Origin of the sequence: Mesorhizobium sp. RIZ17 (assembly GCF_051127865.1) — a bacterium.
GTDB lineage: Bacteria > Pseudomonadota > Alphaproteobacteria > Rhizobiales > Rhizobiaceae > Mesorhizobium > Mesorhizobium humile.
This window is the reverse complement of the sequence record NZ_CP147861.1, coordinates 3,121,233-3,143,415: the sequence shown is the minus strand read 5'-3', so window position 1 is coordinate 3,143,415 and position 22,183 is coordinate 3,121,233. Positions and strand designations below refer to the sequence as shown.

Sequence of the window (22,183 nt, the reverse complement as noted above, 5' to 3'; positions counted from 1 at the left end):
TTGCCGCTACAAACAGCTCGAGGAAACCACCGACAGCCGAAAAGATGATGAACCTGGGCACGCTCGGAGAGAAGATCCCAACGCCGACATCCTTCGCGACATGGTCGCCTTTGCCGCTGAGGGGCCGAGGAAGAAGGCGGGCGCCGCCCCCACCGTCCGCCCCCCGGCGAAAGAACCCTTGGCGCTCTGCCCCGAGCGCGACTGTGAGAACGCGCGTCTGCACCCTCGAGCTTGTGCATCCCAAGCTGCGGGGGGCTCCTACTTCACTGTTAAAGCCGCTGACCGCCGTCGTGCGGGAGGTTGGCGGGAACGACCAACAGCGGCCGCTGCTGACCATATCGGCGAAGTCCCCATCTCGTCGCCATCACGGCAGCGCCGCGCGAAGCTCCATAGTACCAATCCAAGCGATCGGCTCAACGACTAGATCAAGCGGAAGACAATGGTCGTCGGCTTCTTCTCCAACGACGATGCCATAGTCCGTCTCGCCGGTGCGCTGCTCCTGCTCAAACAGGGCGATGAAGAAGCTTGCTAAGGCCACGATGAGCCATGATTGGCCTGCCGGCACTGGCGCTGACAAGCCGGCCGCATGCCAGATCCGCGCGACGACCAAGTCCTCCTGGGTGAAGATCAGAGATGAAGGCCCCGCGCAAATGGAGTGGGGGACCTTGGCCGCCGTGCGGAAGATGCAGCGCCTGACTTCGAGTGGAGGTTTAGTGAGGTACACATGCAGCCGCGTTGCACACAATTTCCGCGCCGCGAGCGAGACTGTCCCCTGCGACAAGCGCATGCGTTTGTCTGGCCCAGCTCTGCGCTGACAAATCATTAGAGCACTTGTTGGTGAGCGCGGCTGGCACGGAATAGCTGGTCACTGACCAACTAAGACGCTGTGCTATTCCGGCCCCCGGCAGTTGGGGCTCTCTACTCTAAACTAAGCGCTCTTCCGGGTAAGATGAAAAGTTAACGGATTGGGAAGCGAAGCACTTCGGCCCGCTTCCCAATCCGGCTGAGTGGAGAATCCTAAAAGCTTTCAGCTAGTCTACGACTATCAACTCTCGTGCGACGTCGGCTAGCCGTTCGCCACCCTTTTCGGTAACAACAAACGACTCCGAGATTGCGGCTCCGAAGGCAGGAGGCCTCACTCCTGATTGGAAATGGAAGCACATGCCAGCCTGTAGCACAGTCTTTTCCCCGGCGCGAATGCTCACAGTACGTTCGCCCCAGTCCGGCGGAAAATTCATGCCGATTGAGTAGCCGGAACGGCCTTTTTTCACGTACCCGTGGCGGTTCAGGACGCTCAGCCAAACGGTATTCAGTTCGTCGACGACTACACCCGGCTTGGCCATTTCGAGGACAGCGTCGCCACCTTCGATGATGGCATTGGCGAGGTGCTGGGCCTCCTTGGGTGGCTTTCCCATGTAGACCGTACGCGTCAGCGGCGCATGATAATGGCGCCTAGCCGCTCCAATTTCCAAGAGAACCAACCCCGACTTGGGCAGGGGCTTGTCCGACCAGGTGAGGTGTGGAGCGTTCGTCTTTTCGTCCACCTGTATCAATGGGCAGAGACTTGTATAATCACCATATTTCCCATCAACGCCTCTTGTCTGATCGGCATAAATCTGAGCGATGATTTCGTATTCAGGAACACCCGGCTTCAGATTATCTATCGCCCGGCGCATGGTGTGGCTGACAATCCGACCCGCTTCCCTCATATAGACGAGTTCAGCGTCGGATTTGACGAGTCTCGCCCAATTGACGAGTCCTCTGCTGTCGGAGAACTTGGCGTTTGGAAGACCCGCGACGAGGTGCTGATGCGCTCGAGCGGTGTAGAAATGCGCATCAAGCTCAACCCCAATGCGATCAGATCCCCATCCGCGTGATTTAATGATTTCACTGACTTCGTCATAGGGATGCAGTTCCACGTGATGGAGCCGGTCATCGGAGAAGTTGATGATATCCTCAGCAGCCAGGTTCGTCGTGGCACGAGCGCCGTTTACGTCAACCAGCCGTCCGATCCACACCGGCGAGTCCGACTTCAGGTGCAATAGAACCACTTGAGGCGTATAGAAGGACCAGGCGTCATACCCGGTCAGCCAACACATGTTCGCGGGATCTTGGCAGATTAGCAGGTCCAGTCCTGCTTCCTCCATCCGTGTCTTGACGTCTTGGACACGGCGGCGATACTCCGCCGGCTGAAAGGGTTTCTCAAAGTCCATTTCGTAGTCGTCCTCTGCACCTAGGTTGGCTCGCCGGACCAAGCGTTCTTTCCATGCCCAAATCCGTACTGGTTGCCAACCTAGCATGCTCCAGAGGCCTGCTTCACGCGGACCTCGTCGTCCGGCCGCAGAAAACCTGCGTTATTTGGGCTTTGTGCGCAGCTTCACTTCCCATGTGAGAGACTCAGCTCATGTCTGGTGTGGACCGCCTCTTCTTATTGGCGCCAAAGGGTGTCGGCTCAGCGGTGGACATAAAGTGACCGGTGGCTTGGTTGTCAATCCTCGGAAGAGCGGCGCGCCCGACGGCGACGCAAATGTCCAGTCTGACTATTGAAGGGCGCGGTGAAGCCGCCTAGGCAAAACGGCCATGCGCCGACGGCCCCTGTGGAGTTTGGCGGCGGACACGATCCCGGATTTAGCAGCCCAACACCGAGCTAAACGCCACCCCATCCCATAGCTCGGTTGGGATGCCAAGTAGCTGCAGGGCTTGCTGACCCACCACCGCGAAGGCTGTTTTGGAGTCTCTCTTGAGACTGTTTATCGCTAAATACGCCCGGCAACTTGGCTCGTGGCAAGACACGGGAGCCGCGACATCAATTTGACTGAAGCGCCGCCGAGAGTTGCGCTAATCTCAATTGCGCCGATGCGGTTCCTTTAGCTGGTCCTCAAATTGACCGGTATGTTGCGCTATGCTGCCTTCGTCCGATCCGCCATCACGCCGGCCACGATTTCGCCGAACGAAGCCGGCGTCGGCACGATGATGACGCCGGCTTCCTTCAGGATCTCGACCTTCTCTTGAGCAGACTCGCCGAAGGCGGAGATGATCGCGCCTGCATGGCCCATGCGGCGGCCTTTCGGCGCGGAGAGGCCGGCAATGTAGGCGATCAGGGGCTTGCGCATGTTGTCGCGCGCCCAGATCGCGGCTTCGGCTTCCTGCGGCCCGCCGATCTCGCCGATCATCACCACTGCGTCGGTATCGTCGTCCTGCTCGAACAGTTCCAGGATGTCCTTGAAAGAGGAGCCGTTGATCGGATCGCCGCCGATGCCGACGCTGGTCGAGACGCCGATACCCCGATACCGACGCGGCCGGGCAGGTAGATGCTGCCGGGCATGATGCCCATCAGCGCCTGTCCGGGCGAGATGATGCCGGCGCAGTTCGGCCCGATCAGCCGCATGCGGTCCTCGAAGCGGTAGCGGCGCATGTAGCGCTTGACCCGCATCATGTCCTGCGAGGGAATGCCGTCGGTGATGCAGACGCAGAACTTGATGCCGGCATCCGCCGCCTCCATGATCGAATCGGCGGCGAAGGGCGGCGGCACGAAGACGATGCTCGCATCGGCCCCGGTTTCGCGTACCGCGCCCTTGACGGTGTTGAACACCGGCAGGCCGAGATGTGTCTGGCCGCCCTTGCCGGGTGTGACGCCGCCGACCACATTAGTGCCGTAACGCTTCATGTCTTCGGCGTGAAAACTGCCGATCTTGCCGGTAAATCCCTGCACGATTGCGCGGGTGCCACGGTTAAGCAGAATTGCCATTGTTTCGTCCCCTCAGCCTGCTTTTTTCATCGTGGCGGACCGCCAGGCGGCGACGGCTTTTTCGGCGGCTTCGGCCAGCGTGTCGGCGACGATCACCGCCTCGCCGGAATCGGCCAGGATGCGGCGCCCTTCCTCGACCTTGGTGCCGGCCAACCGCACCACCAAAGGGACGTTGACGCCGACTTCGCGGATTGCCTTGACAACACCCTCGGCGACCCAATCGCAGCGATTGATGCCGGCGAAGATGTTGACAAGGATGGTCTTGACATTCTTGTCACCAAGGACGGCGCGGAACGATTTCGCAACCCGCTCAGGCGAGGCGCCGCCGCCGATGTCGAGAAAGTTCGCCGGCTCGCCGCCGGCGATCTTGATCATGTCCATCGTTGCCATGGCGAGGCCGGCGCCGTTAATGATGCAGCCGATGTCACCGTCGAGGCCGACATAGGAGAGGCCACGGTCACTGGCAAAGGTTTCGCGCGGATCCTCCTGCGACTTGTCGCGCAATTCGGATATTTGGGGACGACGAAACAGCGCGTTCTCATCGAACGACATCTTGGCATCTAGTGCCATCAGATTGCCGTCACGCGTGACGACCAGCGGGTTGATCTCCAGCATCGAAGCGTCGTAGTCGCGAAACACGCGGTAGCAACCAAGTAGCGTTTCGGTCGCCTTGCCAATCAGGTTGTTTTCGAGACCAAGCCCGAAGGCGATCTCGCGCGCTTGATAGTGCTGCATCCCCGCGCCAGGGTCGACAGTCGCGCGAATGATTGAATCCGGCTGCTTTTCGGCGATCTCTTCGATCTCCATGCCGCCGGCCGCAGACGCGACGATCATTACCCGCTCGGCTTTACGGTCTAGAACAAAGGCGAGATAGATTTCCTGGCCAATGTCGACGGTCTCTTCGACATAGAGCCGCGACACCAGCTTGCCGCGCGGCCCCGTCTGATGCGTCACCAGCTTCCTTCCGAGCATCGCCTCGGCCGCATCGGACACTTCCTGGTCGGACGAGCAGATGCGGATGCCGCCGGCCTTGCCGCGCGCACCGGAATGGATCTGCGCCTTGACCACCCATTTGCCACCGCCGATCTCGCTGGCACGGTATGTCGCCTGCTCCGGACTGTAGGCCAGACCGCCGCGCGGCACGTGCACGCCGTGACGGGCAAGCAGTTCCTTGGCCTGGTATTCGTGGATGTCCATCATGTCCTCCCGATATGTCTACTGCGCCGGCATATTACGCCTGGCCGGCGCGCTCGATCGCCTCGTTAACTGCCAGCACGTTGCGCGCCATGCGTTCGGAAGCCGCGTCGATCATCTTGCCCTCGAGCGCCGCAGCGCCCTTTCCCAAAGCCTCGGCTTCCTTGAGCACCTCAAGGATGCGCCTGGCCCGCGCGACCTCCTTTTCAGGCGGCGAGAAGACATCGTTGGCGAGCGCTATCTGCGAAGGGTGGATCGCCCATTTGCCTTCGATACCGAGGGCCGCGGCGCGCCTGGCGCCGGCGATATAGCCCTCCGGATCGGAGAAATCGCCGAACGGTCCGTCGATGGCGCGCAGGCCGTAGGCTCGGCAGGCGACGATCATCCGCGACAAAGCGAAATGCCACTGGTCGCCGGGATAGTCGGGGTTGAGGCCGCCAATGTTGACGGTGCGCGCCTTGCAGCTTGCCGCATAGTCGGCGACACCGAAATGCATGGCTTCCAGCCGGCCGGGCGTCGCGGCAATCGCCTCGACATTGGCCATGCCGAGCGCTGTCTCGATCAGCGCCTCGAGGCCGACACGGGTCTTGAAACCCTTGGCCATCTCGATCTGGTTGACCATGGCCTCGACCATGTACAGATCAGCCGGCACGCCGACCTTCGGCACCAGGATCGTATCCAGCCGGTCGCCGGCCTGCTCCATGACGTCGACCACGTCGCGATACATGTAGTGGGTGTCGAGCCCGTTGATGCGCACCGAGACGGTCTTGCCCTTGGCGCGCCAGTCGATGTCGTTCAGCGCCTGGATGATGTTCTTGCGGGCGCGTTCCTTGTCCGGCGGCGCCACCGCGTCCTCGATGTCGAGGAAGACGAAGTCGGCGGCGCTGTTGGCCGCCTTGTCGATCATCTCGGGACTGGAGCCGGGAACCGCCAGTTCGCTGCGCTGCAGCCTCAGTTTTTTCAGGTGGTTGATCGTGTGGCTCATCGCGGGCTCCCAGCATCGGCTGTTGCTTCTGCGTCCTTTTGTGTTCTTCACAAGCTAGCACGCCTTGGACGCCGGGGTTGTGCTGCCCGGCCGGGGATGCCGCACAAGATCTGCATTTTTGCGGCCGCTCGCGCAGCAAATCCTCTTCCCTCGTTCTTTCGTCGCCTAGGAAGCCGTTGCCACCCATTGGGAGCGTAGTAGAAATATCTTAGGTCAGAAGATTTTTTGATTTAGTGTGATTTTTGGGATTTGCCCGAATCTGTTTTCGTAAACCGCAGTGACAAGATAAGCACAAGATCTCCCCCACAAGGTCACCGATCTTGCAATCATACTTCCCCACCTTTCGAAGCCCACTGCAATCGTGATCTATACTTCGAAGCCGAAGTGACAGCCCCGCAAGAGGTCCGCTTAACGTGGCCGACTGCAACTTACCATTGGCCGCCTTTCGAGGGCTGAGTGTGATCGCGGATGGCCACAGGTGACAATGTCATCTTTGCTTGTTGAACCTTGCCCATAAGACGACAGCGATCAAACGGCGAAAAAACTCAGTCGCACGCCCCTATTCGCAGGAGATCCTCTTGGTGGCCCCCGATCGCGCTGCCAATCGCCGCAGTTGCGCGGCTAATTTGCCGGAAATGAACTGTCGATCGTGAGGTTAGTGATGAAAGGTACAGCAACTGCCGCGTTAAAGGGGCTCAAAAGGCAGGACCTCCTCCAAAACTGCGCCTATGTGAACGGAGGTTGGCTCTCCAAGGCTGAAACGATCTTGGTGGTTGACCCGGCTACTGGCCAGGACTTGGCTCACGTGGCTGCCTGTGAGGTGTCCGATGTAGATGACGCGGTCAGCTTCGCGAGAACTGCGTTTGAACATTGGCGCAATGTTCTTCCTTGGGAACGGGGCGCATGTCTGCGCAGATGGGCCGCCGGTATGCGCGAGAATGCGGAAGACCTTTCCACCATCATGACCGCTGAACAAGGCAAACCATTAACCGAGGCGCACGGTGAAATTTTATATGCCGCCAGCTTTCTTGACTGGTTTGCGGCAGAGGGTGAGCGAGCATATGGCGAGACCATTCCGAGCCATCTTGCGGGCAGCCGGCTCTCCGTGCAGATGCAGCCGGTCGGAGTGACGGTCGCTATCACGCCTTGGAACTTTCCGTCGGCGATGATCACCAGGAAAGCAGGAGCCGCCTTGGCTGCGGGCTGCACGATGATTGTCAAGCCAGCCCCGGAAACGCCCTTGTCCGCTCTGGCGCTTGCCCGCCTTGCCGAGGAGGCAGGAGTACCCGCTGGGGTCTTTCAGGTGATCACAGGAGAGGCTGCCCCACTCGCAAAACGGCTAATGGATCATAGCGATGTGCGGGCATTCTCCTTCACGGGCTCGACCGAGGTCGGTCGGATCCTGCTCGAGCAGTCGGCAAAAACCGTGAAGAAGGCGTCACTTGAGCTCGGCGGCAATGCTCCTTTTATTATTTTCGATGATGCTCCCTTGGAGACAGCCGTAGCTGGATGCATAGCAGCCAAATTTGCCACATCCGGTCAGGACTGCCTGGCAGCCAATAGGATCTATGTTCAGCGAGGAAACTATGAGCGCTTCGTGGAAGAATTCGCGAAGGCCACGGTTAAACTGAAAGTCGGGCACGGATTCGAACCCGGCGTCGATATTGGCCCAATGACCAGACAATCCGTCGCCGAAAAGTGCAGACGGCAGGTGTCCGAAGCTCTTTGTTCCGGGGCTCGCATCGTTGTTGGCGGACAGGATAGTCTTCTCGGGGGCAACTTCGTCACCCCGACTGTTCTCGCCGATGTCACGGACGACATGCTGGTCGCGAAGGAAGAGACCTTTGGGCCGGTGGCGGCAGTCCTTCCGTTCGATGAGGAGGCGGAAGTGCTTGCGCGAGCCAACAACTCGGAAATGGGCCTTGCGGCTTACGTTTACACAAGAGATCTGAATCGCGCCATGCGGCTAACCGATCAGTTGGAATACGGCATGGTCGCCGTCAACACCCCGAAATTCACCGGCGCCCCCATACCCTTTGGCGGATGGAAACAATCCGGGCTCGGCCGCGAGGGCTCAAGGCATGGTCTCGCCGAATATCTGGAAGCCAAATACGTGTGCATCGGTAATACGGCAAACTGAAGGGACAGACGCATGAGTATCAACATCAAGGACATCAGCGAGAAGGATAGAAATTCTGTCCTGCATCCTTTCACACAGCTCAAGGATTTTGCCACCGGCAAGCTCGGTGATCCGACCATCATTGAGACGGGCAAAGGCATCCGCATTCAAGATGCGCATGGCAACCAGCTGATCGACGGATTCGCCGGCCTTTATTGCGTCAACGTCGGGTACGGCCGCACCGAAGTCGCCGAAGCGATTTCCCGCCAGGCTTTCCGTCTGGCCTACTATCATTCCTACGCCGCCCACACGACGGATGAGCTCGCAATCCTTTCCGATCGCCTCGTGAAGATGGCGCCGGGCAAAATGAGCAAGGTGTTCTACGGCATGTCCGGCTCGGACGCCAACGAGACGCAGGCCAAGCTCGTCTGGTATTATAATAATCTCCGCGGCAAGCCGACTAAGAAGAAGATCATCTCGCGTGAACGCGGCTATCACGGCTGCAGCGTCGTGTCGGGCTCGATGACGGGCATGAGCTTCTATCATGACCACATGGACCTGCCACTTCCGCAGATTGTTCACACCGGTGTTCCGCATCACTACTGGGGCGCCACCCCAGGCGAGTCCGAACGCGAATTTTCAGCGCGGCGCGGCGAGGAACTTGATCAGCTGATCGAGCGGCTGGGGCCAGAAAATGTGGGCGGCTTCATCGGCGAGCCGGTGCTCGGCACCGGCGGCATCACGCCTCCGCCGGAAGGCTACTGGCAAGCAATTCAGGCCGTGCTCAAGAAGCACGACGTGCTGCTCATTGCCGATGAAGTCATCACAGGGTTCGGCCGCACCGGTTCCATGTTCGGCTCGCAGCACTATGGCATCGAACCAGACCTCATCACGGTCGCTAAAGGTTTGACGTCGGCCTACTTCCCGCTTTCAGCGGCAATCGTCGGTGAGAAGGTATATAAAGTCCTGGAGGATGGGGCTGACAAGGTCGGCGCATTCTCGCACGGGTACACCTATTCTGGTCATCCCATCGGCGCCGCCGCGGCCAACGCTGTCCTCGACATTGTCGAGAAAGAAGACCTCCCCGGCAATGCACGTGACGTCGGCGCGTTCTTCCAGGCACAGCTGCAGGAAAAGTTCGCGCAGTTGCCGATCGTCGGCGAAGTGCGCGGCGTCGGTCTTATGGGCGCAATCGAATTTGTCGCCGATCGCGACAACAAGAAGCGTTTCGACCCGTCGTTGAAGGTCGGTGCACGCATCTCCAAGGCAGCACGCGACCGTGGCCTGATCGTCCGCGCCATGCCGCATGGTGACATTCTGGGCTTCGCTCCTCCTTTGGTGGCAACAAAGGCTGAAGTGGAAGAGATCGTTGGTATCGCAGGAAGTGCAGTGCGCTTCGTTATGGATGAGCTAGCGAGAGAGGGTCTTAGCATTTGAGGCGGGCGACCCGAGCCTGCAATGCCAGAGCTGTCTGCCCGAGGCAGGCATAGCATACTTGGTGGTCACCAGTGACGACGCTAGTGCAGATCAATGGATAGTTAGCGGGAGAACCATCGGCCCCGACTGCGGTGGCAGCGCCAATCCAATGAACGAAGCCGGTCGCCCTATTTTGGCATGGCAGCAACGAGAGATCAGGCTAGCAGAGAAGGAACTCCCGGGATGCTAGACTCACAGTCGACCTGCCGAAATTTTTGCTTTTACCTTCTACCGGCCTTTTCGCTGCAGGCGTTCTCGTCGGCAGTAGAAGCGCTGAGGCTCGCCAACGAAGTGTTGGGGCGTGAAGTGTATAGCTGGCAGATCGTTTCGGACGACGGGGAGCCCGTGGCCTCAAGTTGCGGGTTGTTGGTATGGGCCGGATCGTCGTTGTCGTTCGAACGTGAAAGATTTCGTCGATCAATCTCAACACCCGCCGTCGTCGTCGTCGGCGCCCATAATGCTCCTGACTCGCACAAACAGCTTGAAGCCTGGTTACGCGAGTGCAGAAACCACCGCAGTTGCCTGGTAGGCATATGTAGCGGCACGATAGTGCTTGCTCGAGCTGGGGTTGCACAAGGGCGGCGTTGCGCGGTTCACTGGGAACAGTTTCCTATATTCTCTGAGCGCTTTCCGGATGTGTCCGCCGCTCAAACTGCCTTTGAGCGGGATGGAGACCTGTACACCTGCGCCGGGGGGGATGCTCCCTTCGACATGTTTTTAGATTTGGTTGACCATCACCATGGCACGATAGTCGTCAATCGTATTTGTGAAAAAGCTATCGCGTGCAGGACCCGTTCAGCGGGTGACCGCCAACGTTTGCCACTCCACTCACGAGTGCAACTAAACCATCGGGCGGTCATCAAGATAATCGAGGAGATGGAGGCAAACCTTACGGAGCCATTGCTATTGGACGAACTTGTGGGATCAGCCGGACTTTCCCGACGTCAAATCGAGCGGCTGTTTAGGAGTGAACTGGGATGTTCTCCAAGCCGTTATTATTTGGATCTTCGCCTGGAACGGGCGCATCTGCTGCTCATCAGTTCCCGGCTGCCGGTCGTCGAGATAGCGATGGCTTGCGGCTTTATCTCCGCATCGCACTTCTCAAAAGCGTACCGCGACGCCTACGGGTGCGCGCCGCATCAATCACGACTGCCAGTTCACCAACGAAAAAAAACGCGGTCGAGCGCGCCGGAAGAAAATAGAATCAGAAAAATCGACCGGAGGCTAAGTTACGAACGAGTGCCAAACTGCCACTAGCAGAGCGTTTTCTGTGAAGATCGGTTATGGCGCTGGTGTTGGTGATGGGCTCACGTCGATGAGCTCGTGTCGATTGTCAGGTTCGAAAACCGGGCTCGCTCTGGGTCGACCCGGGTGCGATAGAAGAGGATTTTCTCAACATGACACCATTGCCATTCCACCCCGACGAATACCGCAGCAGGCTTTCCGCTATCCGCGCGGAAATGGCGCGCCGCAGCCTCGATCTTCTCATCGTCAACGACGTCGCCAACCAGCATTACATCACCGGGTATGACGGCTGGTCGTTTTACACGCCGCAGATGGTCCTGGTCCCGCACGCCGACGAGGAGCCGGTCTGGATCGGTCGCGCCATGGATGCCGCCGGCGGGTTGCTGACGGCTTGGATGAAGCGGGAGAACGTCGTCGGCTTTCCCGAAGATCATGTCCAGCGCACCGACCGTCATCCGATGGACTGGATTGCCGCCTGGATCGACAGGAAGGGCTGGGGGCGCGGCAATATCGGCATCGAGCTTGAAGCCTACTACTATTCCCCAAAGGCGCATGCGCGCCTGACAGCGGGCCTGCCAAACGCAGTGTTCCACGACGCCGACCTTCTGGTGAACTGGATCCGCAGCGTCAAATCGGAAGCCGAGATCGGCTACCTACGCAAAGCCTCGCGTCTTGCCGAGGCGGCGGTCACCGCGGCCTATGAGGTGATAGCGCCAGGCGTTCGCGAGTGCGACGCCATCGCCAAAATCCAAGCCGCTCAGGTAGCTGGGTCGCCGGATTTCGCCGGCGACATCACCGCCCTACCACCGACAATACTGGGGGGCGAAAATGCATCGGCGCCGCACATCATGTGGAGCGATCGTCGCTTTGGCCACAACGAAACCGTCGCGCTCGAGCTGGCCGGCGTCGTTCGTCGCTATGCCGCCGGTCTGGCGCGGACCCTTCAGCTGGGCGCCATGCCAGCCAAGGTCGGCGACACCGGCAAGGCCGTGCTCGAAGGCATGGAGGCCGTGCTTGCGTCGATCAGGCCTGGCGTCTTGGCGGAGGACATCGAGGCGAGCTGGCGCAAGGTCATCCAGCGTTACGGCCTGAAGAAGGAATCCCGCATTGGCTATTCGATCGGCGCGGCCTATCCGCCAGATTGGGGCGAGCACACGATCAGCCTGCGCCAGGGAGACAAGACGATCCTGAAGCCGGGCAATGTCCTACATTCGATCCTCGGCATGTGGATGGACGGCTGGGGGATCGAAGTGAGCGAAACCATCCTCGTAACTGCTGACGGCTGCGAGACTCTGACCAGCTTCCCGCGAGAGATCCATGTCAAACATTGATCGGCAATGATGGATCCCCCGCTGGGACGCCGATCGACCGCCAACTCCATCGCAATTCGGCAACCGTCGAGCAAAGAGAGCGATGCGCCGGCCTTAATCAGTGTTCGAAGAAGCCGGTTCAGCGGCATGAGGCAGAGGCCCGCTTCGGTATTGCCGTCGAAGCCGTCGCGGCTGCCGGTGCCGGGCCTTTCGCGTACGTTCAGCTTCTTGCGGCGCGCCCCGCGCGCGCGACCGACGTAGCGGCGGGCTCGATCGACTTGGGAAGGGCGACGCCCAGGGTCTGGCAACCGACGCTAGACGTTTGAACCAGGTTTTGATGCGGCCTGTCCTCCGAATCCGGGGATGCGCTATGGGCCGGGTTCTTCATGGGAGCGCCACGACGACAGCGGTGTTCCGTCGAGCGATACAGGCATAAGACATGAGAGAGCCTGAAAGCGTTATCAAGCTTACCCATCATCGAGAAGAATGACTCTGCATCAGGTCCCGGCATAACCCAATCAAGTATGCAGGGTCTGCTCGGGCTCGGCTTTGGCGTCGCCACGCAAAATTGGCACGGAGCTTGTCCACCTTTGGAAGCTTAGCCCCTCACGCCGCAGGAATTGCCAAACGGTGTCATGTGAGACCTTCACACCATGTGCCTCAAGCTCGGCTTTCAACTGATGTAGTGTCAAATGCGGGGCCTTGTCGATTCGCTCCTGAATGAAATCCCGGTGAGGTTCCAGAACTCGCTTTCGGTGGCCACCCATCTTGCGAGGCTCGATAGAACCGCTCATTCGGTAGCGCTGCGACCATTTAACGGCGGAAGAAACTGCAATCCCAAAACGAGCCGCAACCGACCGGCAGCTCTCGCCAGCTTCAATCGCAAGTACGATGCGCTCGCGCAGGCTCTTGGAGAGGGGTGCTGTCATTCAAGCTTCAGTCCTGGTTAATCTTGATAATGCGAACCTAGGCAAGAACTGAACCCCGGTACGTTCCACCGCTCTGAGGTTCTATGTCAAATTCAGTTTGCCGATCGGATTCATCTTACGACAAGATGGTCTCGCTATCAGATGCACTTAGAACGTCAGACCCCTAAGGCGTCTGCGCCGTAGCAAGCTCTGAAGTGGAGGCATGCTGGCCTTCATGAGACCAATCTTTGCCCAGCAATAAAATGGGCGGAGTTGGACAGCAGCGGTCCTTTCGCGACGGATGTCGCGCAAAGCGCCAGTTGCCAGACTGACTGGCCATCGCCTTCGGGCAACGAGAGGAACTGCGCCTCGATCCATCAAAGCCTCTAGGCCAAAACTTCGCTGACCGGTCGGGACGGGACTGAACGCTCCATGACCGTAGTCCCTCAGCGGGTCAAGGCCATGCAATCGGGGACGAAGGCTCAATGCGGATCTTTCAAACCGCTTCCTTGACGGCAGAGAGGAACTGCTTGGTGCGGTCGCGCTGTGGGCTGGTGAACAATATTTGCGGGGGCGCCTGCTCCTCTATCGAGCCACCATAAAAGAAGCACACGCGGTCAGAGATGTCGCGAGCAAAGCCCATCTGATGCGTGACCATGATCATGGTTAGATTGTGCTCGGCGACTAGCTTTCGAATGACATGTGTCACCTCGCCGATGACTTCGGGGTCGAGGGCGGAAGTGACTTCGTCGAAAAGCATCACCTTGGGCCGCATCGCCAACGCGCGGGCTATGGCGACGCGCTGTTGTTGTCCTCCTGATAGACGGGAAGGATGCTGGTCACGCTTGTCGATCATACCCACCATTTTCAGGAGCTCTTCGGATCGCTCAAGCGCCTCTTTCCTCGAAAGCCCCAGTACCTGGACTGGGCCTTCCATGCAGTTTTGGATCGCGGTCATATGCGGAAACAGGTTGAAGTGCTGGAAACACATCCCGATCGAGGAGCGAATCTTCCGCTGGTATCGCTCGTCTGCCGGCACAAGGACCCCATCGCGGGGCATGTGTGTCAATGGCTTGCCGTCAACGTATATCACGCCGCCATTGATAGTTTCGAGTGTCATAAGGGCTCGCAACACCGTGGTCTTCCCGGACCCCGAGGGTCCTATAATGGTAACCATCTCGCCTTCGGCCACGTCAAAATCGAGGTGGCTGATGACGTTGAGCCTTCCGTAGCTCTTGCTGACGTTCATGAACCGGACCATGGGGCGGTCATGCTCCGGCAGTTCAAGGGGATAGTCGGTATTGCTCATGTTACAGTCCTAGTCTCAGCCGCAGCCGTCGTTCGAACATCCTGACGAGTCCGGCCGTCGGAAGCGAGATCAAGAGGAAAATCAGGCCAACCAATGTAAAAGGTTCCAGATACCTGTAGTTCTCGGACCCTAACGCATTGGCCGTGTGCATTAGCTCCATGACACCAATTACCGACAGCATGGGCGTGTCCTTGAGGATGCCCACCAGGTAGTTGCCGAGGCCTGGCACCGCAGGCGCAAGCGCCTGCGGGATGATGATGCGTACATAGGTGACGCGGGGGGACATGTTCAGCGCACGGCACACTTCCCATTGCCCGGGAGCCACGGAATTGAGGCCTGCGCGGTAAACCTCCGAGAGATAGGCCGAATAGTGCAGACCGATCGCAAAGATGCCGGATACCCAGGGCGACAGGAAAATCCCGAACTGGGGTCCGACGTAGAAAACAAAGAAAATCTGCAGGACCAAGGGCGTGGATCGGATGAATTCAATCAGCTCCCTGACGACAAATGTCAGTGCGGGCCACTTTGTGCGTTGTGCAAGAGCGAGCAGCAGGCCACCGACCAGAGCAATTGCATACCCGACCCCGGCCGCAATCAACGTGTTGAGGGTAGCCCACAACAACTGTGGCAGGATCTCCCACGTAAAGTCCCAGCGCCAGTTGAATGTCATGCCCTTCCAAGCCTCCGGGCAACCAGGCGTTCCGCCCAGCGCATCATCGGGGTTATGAGGAACCTGGCAAGGATGTAGTAGATAATCAAAGCTGTTCCAAACGCCTGCGCCGACAGATAGGTCGAGGCGTTGATCTGGCGTGTCTGGAACATGAGATCGGCGACCGAGATGAGGGACACCAGGGCGGTTCCCTTGAGAAGCTCGATCAGGAGATTACCCCAAGGCGGAAGCATGATCGCCAGCGCTTGCGGCAATATGATCCTGCGCATCCTCACGCCCTGCGGCATCGACAGCGCGGTTCCCGCTTCCCACTGTCCGCGCGGAACTGACTCAATGGCGCCGCGGACAATCTCGGCGCCATAGGCACCGATATTGAGGCCGACGGATATGTAGCCGGCGGTGAAGTTCGGAAGCGTTATACCAAACAGCGGCAACACGAAGAAAATCCAATATAGCTGCACCAGCAGCGACGTTCCGCGGAACACTTCAATGTAAATCACCGACGCCCCGCGGACCAGCGGGTTTCTCGAAATCTTTCCAAGTCCTGCCACATGGGCGACCAAGATCGCTATGAGAGCAGCGAGCAGGAACTGCGCGCATGTGACCAACGTCCCCTGTAAGAGTGCATGGCCATAGCTTTGGAGAAACTCCAAGATTGACATTCACCATCCTCTTTACGCATCGAAAGTAAGGCCTAGTCCGGAATGCCACCGTCAGTGAAGGGCGCTAGCTCTGCGGTCCTGCCTCTTGAGCGTAGGGTCGTATCTCAGAGCTCACGTGACCCGACAAATGTCCTTCCATAACCCTCCGTCTGGCCGTCAAGGTAGCACGCTTCCAAGACCGGTTCGGGCTCCTATGGCTGGCGCTCCGCAGGAAAACTGCGTCCTTTTGGGTATTGGCGCACACTCCGATCGACGAAACACCTGTTCCGTTGGGGGGCAGCGGCAGGGGGAGACTATGCGTCAACCCGGCGGGAAGCCTACCCAGCAACTCGGCATCCACACATCAATGACCTGGCTGGCGAGCGGCCGGCGGCGACCCCTCCCCGGAATACGAGAACTCGCGTGATCTCACATTCACAGGAGGCATCAGCGTGGCGAGGTGCAATGCGCGACATAGCAGAGCTGCGGGTCCCCACGCGGAACGTGCTGGCCCTTCCGGCAAGAGCTGACGCCGCATCGCTGGAGCTTTAACGCAAGCGTTCGCCAACGACGCCAAGGCCTGTCCGTAGGGCAGCGCGGTACCCGTTCGAGGTCGTCGGAATCTTCAGAATGATGTCCGAGAAATTCTGCTCGAAAAGAGGGAGTGGGGGTGCCGCGGGCCAGACGTATGACCTGAACCGCAATAAATTGAGTAATTTTCAATCCTCGACCTGGCAGCCGTGGCCACTGATCAGCCCATCGGGCTCGGCGCTAAGTTCGCGCAACGAAAAGTAAATCCTAGCAAATGTCGGCGTCTCGGCCGCCACACCAACGTGTGGCGGATGGCGAACGACTGCTGGCGACAACTAGGTCATGTGGAGCTGTTGCGGACGCTGCTTCCCGAACCAGACAAGGGTTGTGAGATCCGGATGCCAATATTTCTGGTCTGCACGTATCCATCAAGGGCTTCCTGACCCTTTTCCCTGCCGTAGCCAGACTGCTTCACTCCACCGAACGGCGTTTCTACGCCGCCGACGTACCATCCATTCACGTACACCTGGCCAGCCCAAAGGCGGTCCGCGCTGCAAAGAGCCCGGTCGATATCCCGGGTGAAAACGCCCGCTGCCAAGCCTTGATCGGTATCGTTTGCCAGTTCGATACCTTTTATCGGATCATCGAAAGCAGTAACGGAAAGAACAGGGCCGAAGACTTCTTTCTGAAAAAGACTACTGTCAGGCGCGACATCGGAAAATACAGTCGGCGCCATGAAATAGCCGCTTCGCTCCGAAAGTGCAGTTCCGCCGGCCACAAGCCGTGCTCCTTGCGACTGGGCCATCTGGCAGGCTCTCTCGACTCCCTCTCGCTGTTTTTGAGAGATCAACGGGGTGATGTCGCAGTTTTCGCGCCCTGGCCCAATTGACAGTCCTTCGACGCAGGCCTTCACCCTTTCTAACGTTTCATCAGCGATTGAACGCTCTACAAGCAATCTTGTTAGGTTGTTGCAATTCTGGCCAGCATTTAGATAGGTTCCGATACGCACCGCCTCCACGACGGCATCGAGATCGGCATCGGAATAGACGACAGCGGCTGATTTGCCGCCCAGTTCCATGATGCAGGGTACGATGCGCTCCGCTGCAGCCTTGAGCACGGTTCGCCCGGTTGCCATGGAGCCCGTAAAGACGATGTGGCGAACATCGGGATGATCGATCAGCGCCTGGCCTGCCGTCTGGCCGTACCCGGTGAGCACGTTCACTGCTCCGGCAGGCAGACCCGCGGTCTCACAGGCGCGAGCAAGTTCGATGCCTGATAAAGGAGCCAGTTCGGGGGACTTCACTACCACTGAGTTCCCAGTTGCAATGGCGCAAGCTAGCGAACGGGCCGTCAGTTCGAGGGGGCCGTTCCAAGGAACGATCTGGGCTGACACTCCGAAGGGGCTTCTGACCGTATAGTCGACAAGATCCGCCCCTCGCGGAATAGACCGACCTTCGAGCTTATCCGCCAAACCGGCGTAGTAGCGCAGGTATCTGACGGCGGTCCGAACCTCGCCACGGGCAAGGTCCAACGCCTTCCCAGTCTCTATGCAGTTAATGATCGCGACCTCGTCGCTGCGTGCCTCAAGTGCGTCCGCCACGCGGAAAAGCATGCGCCCACGGTCGTACGGGTGCATGTCTATCAAAACGCGGTCGCGAAAGACGCGGTCGGCGGCAGCAACGGCGCGATGTACTTCTTCAGGTCCTGCTTCGGCGATAACCGCTACCGTCTCCCCGTTTGAAGGGTCATCAACCTCGATCCGTTTGCCAGACGAACAATCTCTCCACTCCCCATCGATGAAATTCTTGATCACTTCTGCGCTCGACATCGAAGTCCTCCAGTTTACCCGTTATCCGATCCGAGCCGGTCAAAAGAAGCGCAGGCTTTCGCTCTTGGTGAGTCAGTAGGCAGACTCCTTCGCATTTGCGCGTTTCGGGCCTGCAGAGCATTAGGGCGGCTTGCAGAGGCTCGGGCCTAATTAATATTGGCCGTTTGTGAGCCGGACTCAGCTATTCTGGAGCCGAACCTCGAACGGCGAGTTGGCCGCGGTTGCAATGCCCGGGGTTCAAAGGGCGGGGTTGGCAGTTTGAGACCTTATCTAGCACTCTTGAAGATTACAGCATCAGGAGCTGGCCATGGCCGACTATTGGCTTCCCATATTGCGCGAGCCTCAATGCGTCCCACAGCATAGCCTGGTTTGCAGTTATCACTGGCTTGCCGAGGCGCGCCTCCAGGCGGTCGATTATGCTTGAGGTCCGAAGGAGGGTGCATGGAATGAAAAGAGCTTCAGCCTCAGAGGAATTGAACGAGCAAGAGGCCTCGAAGATACTTTCCGGGGAAAGTCCGGCGATGTCGGAATCGTTCTTGCAGTGGAATGAAGCAGACGCGCAGATCGAAATACCCGACCTGCTGAGGGCCTCGGTGACGACAGCGCCTACCTGATCGATATAAGGTGTGAGCATAGCGATGCGTTTCACCCCGAGCCTGTCGAAGGCGCGCAAAGCTCCTGTCATCGGTGAGGTTAAGGAGGCCCCGGGTCGGGTTGTCTGTAGCTCCTCTTCCAGCCTTTTCTGCGAAATGATGGCGGATCCCGATGTGCAGGCGTAGGCGAATACTTTGACGACATCTGGCGGATCGAATAGCTCGCCAACCTTAGCGATCTCATCAACATGGCGGTAGAGGTTTTCGACAGTACTGGGCTCGTGATGCTTCATCCTGGCGGCACAGAAGCTGATGCTGTCATCATGCATCATTCTGCGCAATTCAAGCTCTGTGAGGACGTCATTGGACGGGGTTATCAATCCGATGACGGTCTCAGTTGCCACAGCGGGATATGATGGCTCAACGTGAGTGGTGTAGAACGCAGTCTCACTAGGCATCTCAAAGTTCTCCGTGCGTACGATCCGTTTCCGGACTAAACTCGTACTTTCCGATATGTCATCCCTGGTTTTTCGCAGAGCGGCTGCTGCTGAAATTGGCTGTGCTAGAGGCAGTCGCCCACCTCTAGCACACAAGTTTTCAGCGATGAGCGCAGACCCATTCCGTTGTTGTATCGCCTGGCAACGCCTTCTCGTCGTAACCATCTTCTGCCGCAGCCTTCATCATCTCAGGCGTTCCGAGATAGCGCTTCAGTTCGGTATTGAATTTTGCCACGAAATCTTTGTCTGAATTCCTAAATCCAATACCTATCCAAGCGGATGATTCCTCCGGCATCAAGGCGGGATTGGTGGCCTCTACCTTCCCTCCCGATTTTTTTGCGATATCCTGGACGACTGTATAAGATGTCACTCCAGCGGCTGCTCGACCAGCGATCACCGCCGCAAGAATTTCGGTACCTCCTGGAACCTCCATAATCTGCGATGCGGGCACGCCCAGCTTTTTAGCGATCTCGATGCCAGCGTAGCCTGCTCCGGTCACCATGGTCGCACTCTTAGTCACCAAATCCTTGTATGTAGTGATTTGTTCCGGATTTCCGGATTTCACCATGAAGACATCTGTTTCTTTGGAAACAGGCTCCGAGAATGTTATGTTGTCGCACCTCTTTTTATTGATATACATGCCACCTGTAATTAGGTCCAACCGGCCGGCTTGCAGCCCTGGGATCAACCCACCCCAATCGGTCACCACAGGCTCGATATTGGTGTAACCCATTGAACGAAGAACCCCTTCGGCAATGGCGTTTACGTACCCCAGAGGCTTGTTGCCCTCACCAGGATATGCCTGTGGCGGCTCGGAAGCAAAGCCGAGACGAATTGTCTTGCCGCTTGCCACGCGATCAGCAAGCTCACCTGTGTAAGCGGGCGCCGTCAGACCAACGACGACGAGCCCCATGCTCAGAAAAATCTTGATTACACGTTCCATTTTGTTCCCTTTTCTTGTTCTGTGAATGCGCCTCTCGGCGGCGATGGGCGTTCTTCCTTGCACTTCGAGCAAGAAACGCTTGCATCAGGTATGATAGGCCATTTTAGGTGCTCCTTTCTGCGAAGTACGCAACTGTTGGGCGTTGCAGCTGCGAAACTTCCCCTCCAAGCGCAGAGATCCTGCGTGCGCGAGCACCATCGAAACGGAAGACTGAATACGGCTGACCAGATCGGTGGGATGGTGCGGAGGACACGGGGAGCATCTCGTAAGGCGAGAGACCTGAGCCTCACCCAGGCGATTTCGTGTCTCCGATGCCTTCAGCCGCGCCGGAAGACAATCTCCGGATCTTGATCCTGAAGGCGGTCGTCGAAAGGCACGAGGGCGAGCAGCAGGCCACCGACCAGAGCAATTGCATACCCGACCCCGGCCGCAATCAACGTGTTGAGGGTAGCCCACAACAACTGTGGCAGGATCTCCCACGTAAAGTCCCAGCGCCAGTTGAATGTCATGCCCTTCCAAGCCTCCGGGCAACCAGGCGTTCCGCCCAGCGCATCATCGGGGTTATGAGGAACCTGGCAAGGATGTAGTAGATAATCAAAGCTGTTCCAAACGCCTGCGCCGACAGATAGGTCGAGGCGTTGATCTGGCGTGTCTGGAACATGAGATCGGCGACCGAGATGAGGGACACCAGGGCGGTTCCCTTGAGAAGCTCGATCAGGAGATTACCCCAAGGCGGAAGCATGATCGCCAGCGCTTGCGGCAATATGATCCTGCGTATCCTCACGCCCTGCGGCATCGACAGCGCGGTTCCCGCTTCCCACTGTCCGCGCGGAACTGACTCAATGGCGCCGCGGACAATCTCGGCGCCATAGGCACCGATATTGAGGCCGACGGATATGTAGCCGGCGGTGAAGTTCGGAAGCGTTATACCAAACAGCGGCAACACGAAGAAAATCCAATATAGCTGCACCAGCAGCGACGTTCCGCGGAAGATCTCTATGTAGACAACGCTCACACTCCGGATAAGCCACTTGCTCGACAGTTTGCCGATGCCGGCGGCCCCGGCGGCAGCTACAGCGACCAGCGTAGCAAGCAAGAATTGCGCGCATGTGACCAAGGTCCCCTGTAAGAGCGCCTGGCCAAAGCTATGGAGAAACTCCAAGATTGACATTCGCCATCCTGCGTCAGACACGGCCGGGAGGCAAGGCGCCGGCCGTGTCTGCGCGGGGTCAGCGGTTGGCGCAAACCCACTCCGCACTCTTGTCATTTGGTAGCAGCTTTGGGTCGTAGCCATAAGGCTCGACAGCCTTCATCATCTCGGGAGTACCGATGTATTTTTTCTGAGCCTCGTTGAACTTCTCCACAAAGTCCTTGTCCGACTCTCGGAAGGCTATGCTCACCCAGTTCCGAGTTGATTCCGGCATTGCATCCGGGTCGGTAACGTCAAGTTTTCCACCCGATTTGCCAGCCACAGATCGAGACAACAGGTATCCCGATGCCCCGGCATCTGCTCGTCCCGCCTCGACCGCTGCAAGAATTTCTGTCTGTCCCGGCACTTGCATGATTTGAGCTTCCGGAACTCCTGCCTTTTTCGCTTGCTCTATATTGCTATATCCTATGCCGGTCACCATAGTCGCGCCCTTGGCTGCGATATCTGCATAATTGTGCAGCCCTTTGGGATTGCCAGCTTTGACGATAAGCGCGTCGGTCACTTTCGCCAAAGGCTCGGAAAATGTAACGCTTTGGCACCTTGATTTAAGGATGTAGAGACCCCCCGTAGCCATGTCAAACCGTCCAGACTGCAGTCCGGGTATAAGTCCGCCCCAATCTGTCACGACGGTCTCTACGTTTTCGTAACCCATCTGCTTAAGGACGCCGAGAGTAATCGCGTTTACAAACCCCACTGGGTGACCACTACTGTCCGGAAAAGCGAACGGCTCTTCGTTCGCGAAGCCGATGCGGATGGACTTGCCGCTGGAGATACGGTCGGTTAGTTCTCCTGCGTGAACCTGAAAAGCGGCAAGCGCGACGGCAAGGCCCAAGCCAGCCGCAATGCATGAAACTCTGATCTTCATTTCTCGTTCCCTTCTTATTTGTTGAGTTATCCAGCAGCCCGGATGGGCACTTCCAGCTTTGTAGAAGGCTGTTTTTGCAGAAGCTAATCTCCTATTTCGTTGAGTGACAAA

At 58.2% G+C, this 22,183-nt stretch carries 16 protein-coding genes and 3 pseudogenes; 5 read left to right on the top strand and 14 right to left on the bottom strand.

The features are described from left to right. Positions 1–367 precede the first annotated feature (367 nt). Positions 368–526, top strand: a pseudogene (locus WDX12_RS15120) (transposase); the annotation flags it as partial. A gap of 505 nt (positions 527–1,031) precedes the next feature. On the opposite strand, the gene WDX12_RS15115 reads toward WDX12_RS15120, so the two are convergent. The 4 genes and pseudogenes from WDX12_RS15115 to WDX12_RS15100 all read right to left on the bottom strand — a co-directional run bounded on the left by WDX12_RS15115 (position 1,032) and on the right by WDX12_RS15100 (position 5,927). Then, complete coding sequence (locus tag WDX12_RS15115) at positions 1,032–2,213, bottom strand: M24 family metallopeptidase (protein ID WP_434725393.1); 1,182 nt, start codon at positions 2,211–2,213, stop codon at positions 1,032–1,034. A 687-nt stretch (positions 2,214–2,900) separates the two neighbouring features. Beyond that, a pseudogene (gene sucD, locus WDX12_RS15110) lies at positions 2,901–3,748 on the bottom strand (succinate--CoA ligase subunit alpha). A gap of 12 nt (positions 3,749–3,760) precedes the next feature. After that, the gene (locus tag WDX12_RS15105; RefSeq protein ID WP_434725392.1) at positions 3,761–4,945 is read right to left on the bottom strand and encodes a malate--CoA ligase subunit beta; all 1,185 of its coding nucleotides are present in this window, start codon (positions 4,943–4,945) and stop codon (positions 3,761–3,763) included. Between the two features lie 34 nt (positions 4,946–4,979). After that, entirely contained in the window at positions 4,980–5,927 is a 948-nt protein-coding gene (locus tag WDX12_RS15100; protein ID WP_434725391.1) for an HpcH/HpaI aldolase/citrate lyase family protein, read from the bottom strand. Positions 5,928–6,588: 661 nt separating this feature from the next. Here WDX12_RS15100 and WDX12_RS15095 point away from each other — a divergent pair. The 4 genes from WDX12_RS15095 (at position 6,589) to WDX12_RS15080 (ending at position 12,098) form a co-directional block, all read left to right on the top strand. Further along, complete coding sequence (locus WDX12_RS15095; protein ID WP_434725390.1) at positions 6,589–8,067, top strand: NAD-dependent succinate-semialdehyde dehydrogenase; 1,479 nt, start codon at positions 6,589–6,591, stop codon at positions 8,065–8,067. A 12-nt stretch (positions 8,068–8,079) separates the two neighbouring features. Beyond that, on the top strand, positions 8,080–9,483 hold the full coding sequence (locus WDX12_RS15090) for an aspartate aminotransferase family protein (protein ID WP_434725389.1): 1,404 nt from the start codon (positions 8,080–8,082) through the stop codon (positions 9,481–9,483). A 222-nt stretch (positions 9,484–9,705) separates the two neighbouring features. After that, the gene (locus WDX12_RS15085; RefSeq protein WP_434725388.1) at positions 9,706–10,779 is read left to right on the top strand and encodes a GlxA family transcriptional regulator; all 1,074 of its coding nucleotides are present in this window, start codon (positions 9,706–9,708) and stop codon (positions 10,777–10,779) included. Between the two features lie 140 nt (positions 10,780–10,919). Further along, positions 10,920–12,098 (top strand): M24 family metallopeptidase, encoded by a 1,179-nt coding sequence (locus tag WDX12_RS15080; RefSeq protein ID WP_434725387.1) that lies wholly within the window; start codon positions 10,920–10,922, stop codon positions 12,096–12,098. Positions 12,099–12,664: 566 nt separating this feature from the next. Here WDX12_RS15080 and WDX12_RS15075 read toward each other — a convergent pair. From WDX12_RS15075 to ehuB, 10 genes and pseudogenes are all read right to left on the bottom strand, one after another. Then, positions 12,665–13,006, bottom strand: a pseudogene (locus WDX12_RS15075) (helix-turn-helix domain-containing protein); the annotation flags it as partial. 475 nt (positions 13,007–13,481) lie between these two features. Beyond that, positions 13,482–14,294, bottom strand: a complete 813-nt coding sequence (gene ehuA / locus WDX12_RS15070; RefSeq protein WP_143974811.1) for an ectoine/hydroxyectoine ABC transporter ATP-binding protein EhuA — start codon at positions 14,292–14,294, stop codon at positions 13,482–13,484. A gap of 1 nt (position 14,295) precedes the next feature. Continuing rightward, a complete protein-coding gene (gene ehuD, locus WDX12_RS15065) occupies positions 14,296–14,964 on the bottom strand; it encodes an ectoine/hydroxyectoine ABC transporter permease subunit EhuD (protein ID WP_126057679.1) in 669 nt (222 codons plus the stop codon). Further along, positions 14,961–15,626: an ectoine/hydroxyectoine ABC transporter permease subunit EhuC gene (gene ehuC / locus WDX12_RS15060; protein WP_224689872.1), complete on the bottom strand. Its 666-nt coding sequence runs from the start codon at positions 15,624–15,626 to the stop codon at positions 14,961–14,963. Before ehuC (WDX12_RS15060) ends, ehuD begins: the two co-directional genes overlap by 4 nt. A gap of 850 nt (positions 15,627–16,476) precedes the next feature. Next, a complete protein-coding gene (locus tag WDX12_RS15055) occupies positions 16,477–17,964 on the bottom strand; it encodes an aldehyde dehydrogenase family protein (RefSeq protein ID WP_434725386.1) in 1,488 nt (495 codons plus the stop codon). Between the two features lie 286 nt (positions 17,965–18,250). Further along, a complete protein-coding gene (locus WDX12_RS15050; protein ID WP_434725385.1) occupies positions 18,251–19,015 on the bottom strand; it encodes a maleate cis-trans isomerase family protein in 765 nt (254 codons plus the stop codon). A gap of 139 nt (positions 19,016–19,154) precedes the next feature. Continuing rightward, the gene (locus tag WDX12_RS15045; RefSeq protein ID WP_434725384.1) at positions 19,155–19,997 is read right to left on the bottom strand and encodes a transporter substrate-binding domain-containing protein; all 843 of its coding nucleotides are present in this window, start codon (positions 19,995–19,997) and stop codon (positions 19,155–19,157) included. A 317-nt stretch (positions 19,998–20,314) separates the two neighbouring features. Further along, positions 20,315–20,506 (bottom strand): hypothetical protein, encoded by a 192-nt coding sequence (locus tag WDX12_RS15040; protein WP_434725383.1) that lies wholly within the window; start codon positions 20,504–20,506, stop codon positions 20,315–20,317. After that, positions 20,503–21,168 (bottom strand): ectoine/hydroxyectoine ABC transporter permease subunit EhuC, encoded by a 666-nt coding sequence (ehuC, locus tag WDX12_RS15035; RefSeq protein ID WP_434725382.1) that lies wholly within the window; start codon positions 21,166–21,168, stop codon positions 20,503–20,505. The genes WDX12_RS15040 and ehuC (WDX12_RS15035) overlap by 4 nt, the downstream gene beginning before the upstream one ends. A gap of 58 nt (positions 21,169–21,226) precedes the next feature. Further along, positions 21,227–22,072, bottom strand: coding sequence for an ectoine/hydroxyectoine ABC transporter substrate-binding protein EhuB (gene ehuB / locus WDX12_RS15030; RefSeq protein ID WP_434725381.1), 846 nt, complete (start codon positions 22,070–22,072; stop codon positions 21,227–21,229). Between the last annotated feature and the right edge of the window lie 111 nt (positions 22,073–22,183).